Annotated in this window: 5 protein-coding genes; 3 read left to right on the top strand and 2 right to left on the bottom strand. The window is 67.6% G+C overall.

Annotation, left to right across the window (positions count from 1 at the left end; all coding sequences use genetic code 11):
• Window positions 1-684 precede the first annotated feature (684 nt).
• Window positions 685-1,173, top strand: a complete 489-nt coding sequence (locus tag ACZ7LU_RS10810; protein WP_468315212.1) for a hypothetical protein — start codon at window positions 685-687, stop codon at window positions 1,171-1,173.
• A 654-nt stretch (window positions 1,174-1,827) separates the two neighbouring features.
• Here ACZ7LU_RS10810 and ACZ7LU_RS10805 read toward each other — a convergent pair.
• Both ACZ7LU_RS10805 and ACZ7LU_RS10800 read right to left on the bottom strand, forming a co-directional pair.
• Window positions 1,828-3,417 carry an acyl-CoA carboxylase subunit beta gene (locus ACZ7LU_RS10805; RefSeq protein ID WP_471916441.1) on the bottom strand — a complete coding sequence of 530 codons (1,590 nt, stop codon included), beginning with the start codon at window positions 3,415-3,417 and terminating at the stop codon, window positions 1,828-1,830.
• Between the two features lie 245 nt (window positions 3,418-3,662).
• The gene (locus tag ACZ7LU_RS10800) at window positions 3,663-3,881 is read right to left on the bottom strand and encodes an acyl-CoA carboxylase epsilon subunit (RefSeq protein ID WP_468084999.1); all 219 of its coding nucleotides are present in this window, start codon (window positions 3,879-3,881) and stop codon (window positions 3,663-3,665) included.
• 335 nt (window positions 3,882-4,216) lie between these two features.
• Between ACZ7LU_RS10800 and ACZ7LU_RS10795 the strand changes: the two genes are divergently transcribed.
• Both ACZ7LU_RS10795 and ACZ7LU_RS10790 read left to right on the top strand, forming a co-directional pair.
• Window positions 4,217-4,978, top strand: a complete 762-nt coding sequence (locus ACZ7LU_RS10795; RefSeq protein ID WP_471916440.1) for a MerR family transcriptional regulator — start codon at window positions 4,217-4,219, stop codon at window positions 4,976-4,978.
• Window positions 4,979-5,068: 90 nt separating this feature from the next.
• On the top strand, window positions 5,069-5,701 hold the full coding sequence (locus ACZ7LU_RS10790) for a WYL domain-containing protein (RefSeq protein ID WP_471916536.1): 633 nt from the start codon (window positions 5,069-5,071) through the stop codon (window positions 5,699-5,701).
• Window positions 5,702-6,000 lie beyond the last annotated feature (299 nt).

Genomic DNA, 6,000 nt, shown 5'->3' with positions numbered 1-6,000 from the left:
CACAGGCAGCATCCGCACGGCGCGGGGCAGCACACGCACTCACCCGCCCGCCGCAGACCTCACAACAGACGACCCACGCCACAACAGGGCACGCAAAGCCGCCGGCACGGCACACGGAGCAGGAGACCCGAAAACCCGGACAACGCCAGAAACCCCCACCACCCGGAAAACCAGGGAAACCTGAAAGCCCCGGGAAACCCCAACAACACGCACAGCCACAACAGCCCGGCCAACCCCAGCAACGGGACCAAACCGCCCAACACGGCAGCCCTCAGGGCCCCCGGAAACCCGGACAGCCCGCGACACCCGACCCGAACAGGCCGCCCGGCCGGCACGCGAGCCACCACAAACAGGACGAGACCGGACAGAAACCGACAGCACCACCGACGGCACCAGCGACCGCCGCCCGCCCACCACCACCGACCCGCCCAACCCCCCGATGCCCACAGCCTCTCCCCCCAGAAGACGACACCGCCCACGGCCACCCACCCACCGCCGCACCCCGATTCAAAGCCAAACCCCCACCCCTGTCAATACAAAACCGCGCAGCTGGTTTCTACCCCCACCCCACCACCCCTCCACCACCCACAAGGCACCAGCCGGACACCAGCCGGACACGGAGAAGCCCTTTGGTCAAGGGAAACGGGGGGTGCGCCGGGCCGGTGAGCCGAGCAGCATGTGGGGGTGGCTGATCTGCTGTGGGATGCCGTGGGTTCCTACTTCGACCCAGACGTGATGGGGACGTTGCCGGACGTGCGTATCCCGAATGCCTCGGTGAACGATTGGCAGGCAGTCCTCGATCTTGTCGCGGAGAAGGGCTGGAAGTGCCAGTACACCGAGGGAGAATCGGTGCTTCCGGTGCCCGGGGCGGATGCCGTGCTGTCCCGCCCGAGCGATGCCGAGTGTCCGAGCCTGCGGGTGTGGCCTGCCGACGATGTGCTGGCAATCTTCCGTTTCCGTGCCGCCGATGAAGTCGACTTCGACGTCGATGTACGGGAGTTGCAGGGTCAGGAACGACTCGACGTGTTCTGCGGCTTCCTTCGGGAGATCGGGCGGCGGTTGGGTAAGCCGGTACTGATGGACCCGGAAGGCGACGGCGGTCATCCGATACTCGGCTTCGACGTCGAAGCCGATCGAGTCGTCCTTCTTGCAGATCCGCAGGCCAGCGACTGAAGAACCAAAGCCGTGGCGTCGGCAGTACGAAGGACTGCGGAGCTCACACTCCTGCAAACACTGCGAGTTGTGGAAGCTGGCCGACAGCTCCGGTGCTCGCGCCCGTGGCTACAGCAGATGCCCAGGGTGCCCGCTGCGAACGGCAGTAGTCTCGGGCGCCAGGGGCCGTCGCAACTCGCGGCTGTCGTGACTCTCCCGGATGCCGTGAGCCTGCGGGGCTGGGGCGTAGACAGCACACAGCGAGAAGACCATGCAGGCTATCGGGGCGCGGCAGGCGACAGGCGGACCGCTGCCTCCTCGCGCCCGGCACGACCACCCGACGCCCCCCTCTACCTCCAAGCGCACAAGGCGGAGCGAGGCACGACAAGCACGGCGGCGGGGCGGGCCTGGCGCATCGGCCGCGGGCTCCGGCGGACCGGTAAACGACAAGGCGGCTGCAAGGGAGCTGCCGAAGCCTGGCTGGGTGCCGGGGTTCGGGTAGGTGGCGCGATAACACACCCCCCTGCCGAACGAACCCCTTCAGCCGCACCACGGGGGCCCGTCTCGGGAAGCGGCGGAACTCGGACCGAACCGCGTGCCGCCCCGTCCTCCGCCCCTGTGCCCCGCCTCGGCGCGGTGCACAGGACGAGAGGCGTGGAGCGGCGATGTGCGCGGCTACTGCGGAGGATTACCGTGCTTGCGCGACGGCAAATCGGCATGCTTCGTGCGCAGCATTGCCAGGGATTTGATGAGGACCTCGCGCGTCTCGGCCGGGTCGATGACGTCGTCGACCAGGCCGCGCTCGGCGGCGTAGTAGGGATGCATCAGCTCGGCCTTGTACTCCTTGACCATGCGCGCGCGCATCGCCTCGGGGTCCTCGGCGGCCGCGATCTGACGCCGGAAGATCACGTTCGCGGCGCCCTCGGCACCCATGACCGCGATCTCGTTGGTCGGCCAGGCATAGGTCAAATCCGCGCCGATGGACTGACTGTCCATCACGATGTACGCGCCGCCGTACGCCTTGCGCAGGATCAGCGAGATCCGCGGCACGGTCGCATTGCAGTACGCATAGAGCAGCTTCGCACCGTGCCGGATGATGCCGCCATGCTCCTGGTCCACCCCGGGCAGGAAGCCCGGCACGTCCAGGAGGGTGAGGATCGGGATGTTGAAGGCGTCGCACATCTGCACGAAGCGCGCGGCCTTCTCGGACGCCTCGATGTCGAGGACGCCGGCCAGCACCTGCGGCTGATTGGCGACGATCCCCACCACCTGGCCGTCCAGGCGGGCCAGCACACACACGACGTTGCGCGCCCACCGCTCATGAACCTCCAGGACCTCCCCGTCATCGACGAGTTCCTCGATCACCCGGTGCATGTCATAGGGGCGGCTGCCATCGGCCGGCACCATCTCCCCCAGACTCTCGGTGGTCCGTCCCGCCGGATCACTCGAGGCGACCGCTGGCGGCGCCTGTCGGTTGTTGGAGGGGAGCATCGAGATCAGGTAGCGGACCTCGGCCAGGCAGGTCTCTTCGTCGTCGTACGCGAAGTGGCACACGCCCGACGTCTCCGCGTGCACATCGGCGCCACCCAAACCGTTCTGACTAATCTCTTCGCCCGTCACTGCCCGCACCACATCCGGGCCGGTAATGAACATCTGCGAAGTGCCACGCACCATGAACACGAAATCGGTGAGGGCGGGCGAGTACGCCGCGCCGCCCGCGCACGGGCCGAGCATCACGCTGATCTGCGGGATGACACCGGACGCCTTGGTGTTGCGCTGGAAGATGCCGCCGTAGCCGGCGAGGGCCGAGACGCCCTCCTGGATGCGGGCCCCGGCCCCGTCGTTCAGGGAGACCAGCGGAGCACCGGCCGCGATGGCCATGTCCATGATCTTGTGGATCTTCGCCGCATGCGCCTCCCCCAGCGCGCCGCCGAAGATCCGGAAGTCGTGCGCGTAGACGAAGACCGTCCGGCCCTCCACCGTGCCCCAACCGGTGACCACACCATCCGTATACGGCCGCTTCGCCTCCAAGCCGAAGCCCGTGGCCCGGTGCCTGCGCAACTGCTCGACCTCATTGAACGAGTCCGGGTCGAGGAGCAGCTCGATCCGTTCACGTACCGTCAACTTGCCCTTGGCGTGCTGTGCCTCGGTCGCCTTCTCGCTCGGCCCGCGCAGCGCCTCCGCACGGATCTCCCGCAGCTCCGCCACCCGCCCCCCACCCACACCTGACCCCGATCCCGATCCCGATCCCGACCCCGATGCCATCACAGCCCCTCCCTAGCAACACCAGATCAACACCAACACCGGCCAACCCAACTCACCAGACCGGCCGCACCAACAGGCCAACCCGGCCGAACAACGCGCCCAGGCGACCGATAGCAGCCGGGCCCACAGGCACTCAACTCAAAGCTGACTCACCAAAAAAACCGCTACAGCGGTTTTGTACAGGGAGGCTCTACCGGTCGCGCTCCGTGGCTCGCCCTCCACCTCCCCAGAGGCGACGCGGACGGTTATCGCCAGCTGTGCGGCGCCCGGTACGCCCCCGCATGCTCCGGCGGCCGCCACACCACCCGGCGCTCCCGACTCACCACACCCGGCCCCACCGCCTGCTCCGGATCCCGGCCGGCCGCCAGCGACCACAACGCCACCGCCAGTACCGCCAGCTCCTCCTCGCTGGCCTGCCCCCGCACCACTTTCAGCAGGGCAACCCCACCCATCGCAGCGTCCACAACCCCACCTCCCCCCAAGTCCCCCCACGGTCAGCCCTCCGCCTCAAAACAGACTCGCATCTCCCTCAAACAGCCAACCCCACCTCGGTCCCTGGCTCTTCGAGTTGAACCAACCGTGTGGACCGTTGCCGTGCGCACCGTTGGGATGCTCCGGCGGTTGGGATGCTCCGGCGAAAGCTGCAGGAACAGCAGGAACTCAGCGAGCACCCCCGGAAGGGCAGTGGCTCCTCAACGCCCTCTAGGACCTGGGCTTGAAGTTGCCGCAGCGGAAGCCTCTACCGTCCTGAGGAGAGCCGGAAATTCCGGCTCGGTGAAGCATTGTGAGGGAGGCGGCGATGGCCTGGCCGATCGCGGAGGTCGCCCGGATGTCGGGTGTGACGGCCCGGACACTGCGGCACTATGACGAGATCGGCTTGCTGCCGCCGGCCTGGATCGGGGCCAACGGCCACCGCTACTACGAGGAGCGCCAACTGCTGCGGCTGCAGCAGATCCTTGTGATGCGAGCGCTGGACCTGGGGCTACCTGAAATCGGCCGGGTACTGGCCGCGCAGGTCGACGAGTTGGAGGCTCTGCGGGGTCATCGCCGTCGGCTGCTCGCCGAGCGCGACCGGCTGAATGTCCTGGCAGGCACCGTCGCCCGCACGATCACCGAACTGGAGCAGTCCAGGAAGGACGGCACAGACATGATCAGCATCAGCCGGCCGGAGAACCTGTTCGAAGGCGTCCGATCTGCCGAGTGCATGAAGGCCCTGCGCGGTTTCCCGGAGCTGGTCGGGGCCATCGAACGGCACACCTCGGCGTTGAGCGAGGCCGAGATCGAGGCCGACGAGCGCGAGCGCACGGCGCAGATGATCCGGCTGGCCGAACTGTTGGCTGCCGGCCTGCCCGCTGACGCCGACGCGGTGCAGGCCGAGATCGAGACCCAGTACCGGACGCTCGCCCGGATCCGGGCAGCCACCGCTGAGGAGTACCGCGCGATCGGGCGGTCCTGCGTGGAGAACGAGCACTGGCACGCGGTGTACGAGTCGATCGCGCCGGGACTGGCCGCATACCAGCGGGCCGCCATCGAGGCGTACGCCGCAACACGGCTGCGCTGAGCCGGGACATGGCCGCCGCCACGGGGGTGCGGCGGCCCTGCCGAGTCAGGTCATGTGAGCGCGGCATGATCCCCACGGTGTCGGCCACGGGTGCTACGGCGTGTGCTGGTAGACGAACGGCACCGCGTCGAGCCGTGCCACCTGGTCGACTCCGGTGGCCTGTGGTACCTCGTCGCCTTCGACACCGACGAGGACAACTGGCGTCTCTTCCCCGTGGACCGCACAGTGCGCGGACGCAACAGCCGTTCGTTTGCCGGCATGCCGATCCGGCCTCAAGCCTGGCGAAGCTACCCGGCCCGGCCCTCCGGCCGTGCTATCAGGTGCTGGCAGAGCCCTACTGCGTCTGGCGCGGTGCGGGCTGGCCGTCGTCCCAGAGCCGCAGCTGGCGCCACAGTGGGGATGGGCAGTCAGGAATCTTCACCATCACCTGGACCATCGGAATGGCGATCAGGTCGAAGGGGAGCACCATCCTGCGGCCCCGCCACTGGATGCCATGCCCCGGGCCACCTCGTATGCCCCGGATTCCGAGGAGCGAGATGTAGAAGAAGCCGTGGTAGCGACCGGCGAGAGAGTAGATGTCGATGCGGCCGGACTTTCCAGCCGGGATCTGATGGGTGCTGCTGGTGGAGTCGCCGTCTGCCCAACTGGTGGTGTTGGTCGTGCTGTAGGAGTACTGGAAGGTCGCGGTTCCGGAGACTTTCACGGGGTCCTTGCCGAGAGTGATCCCCAAGGATCCACCGGCAGACCACCCCGATGTGGTCGACTTGGTCTGCGTGACGGTGTGGGAGACCGTGTAGCTCAAGGAAGCTGGTCCTTGCACGCTGTCCGTCGACCTCAGCCAGGGGAAGTCGAGATCGGCCTCTCCCACGAACATGCACCGGTCGGCACCCACCAGGTTGACGAAGTCGTCGAGGTGTTGCAGCAGTTCGTTCTCAAACCAGTGGTCCGTCTTCTTCGCGTGGGCCTCGTGCGCCCACACCTGGCGGTTGAAGGCCGCGTCGTTGAAGTACTGCGGTGCCGCG

The organism is Streptomyces sp. NPDC039462 (assembly GCF_055639375.1).
This window is presented reverse-complemented; position numbering and strand designations above follow the sequence as displayed.

Coding starts and splice junctions, on each gene's coding strand:
- ACZ7LU_RS10795 (WP_471916440.1), top strand. CDS start 4,217: ATGGCCTGGCCGATCGCGGAGGTCGCCCGGATGTCGGGTGTGACGGCC.
- ACZ7LU_RS10805 (WP_471916441.1), bottom strand. CDS start 3,417: ATGGCATCGGGGTCGGGATCGGGATCGGGATCGGGGTCAGGTGTGGGT.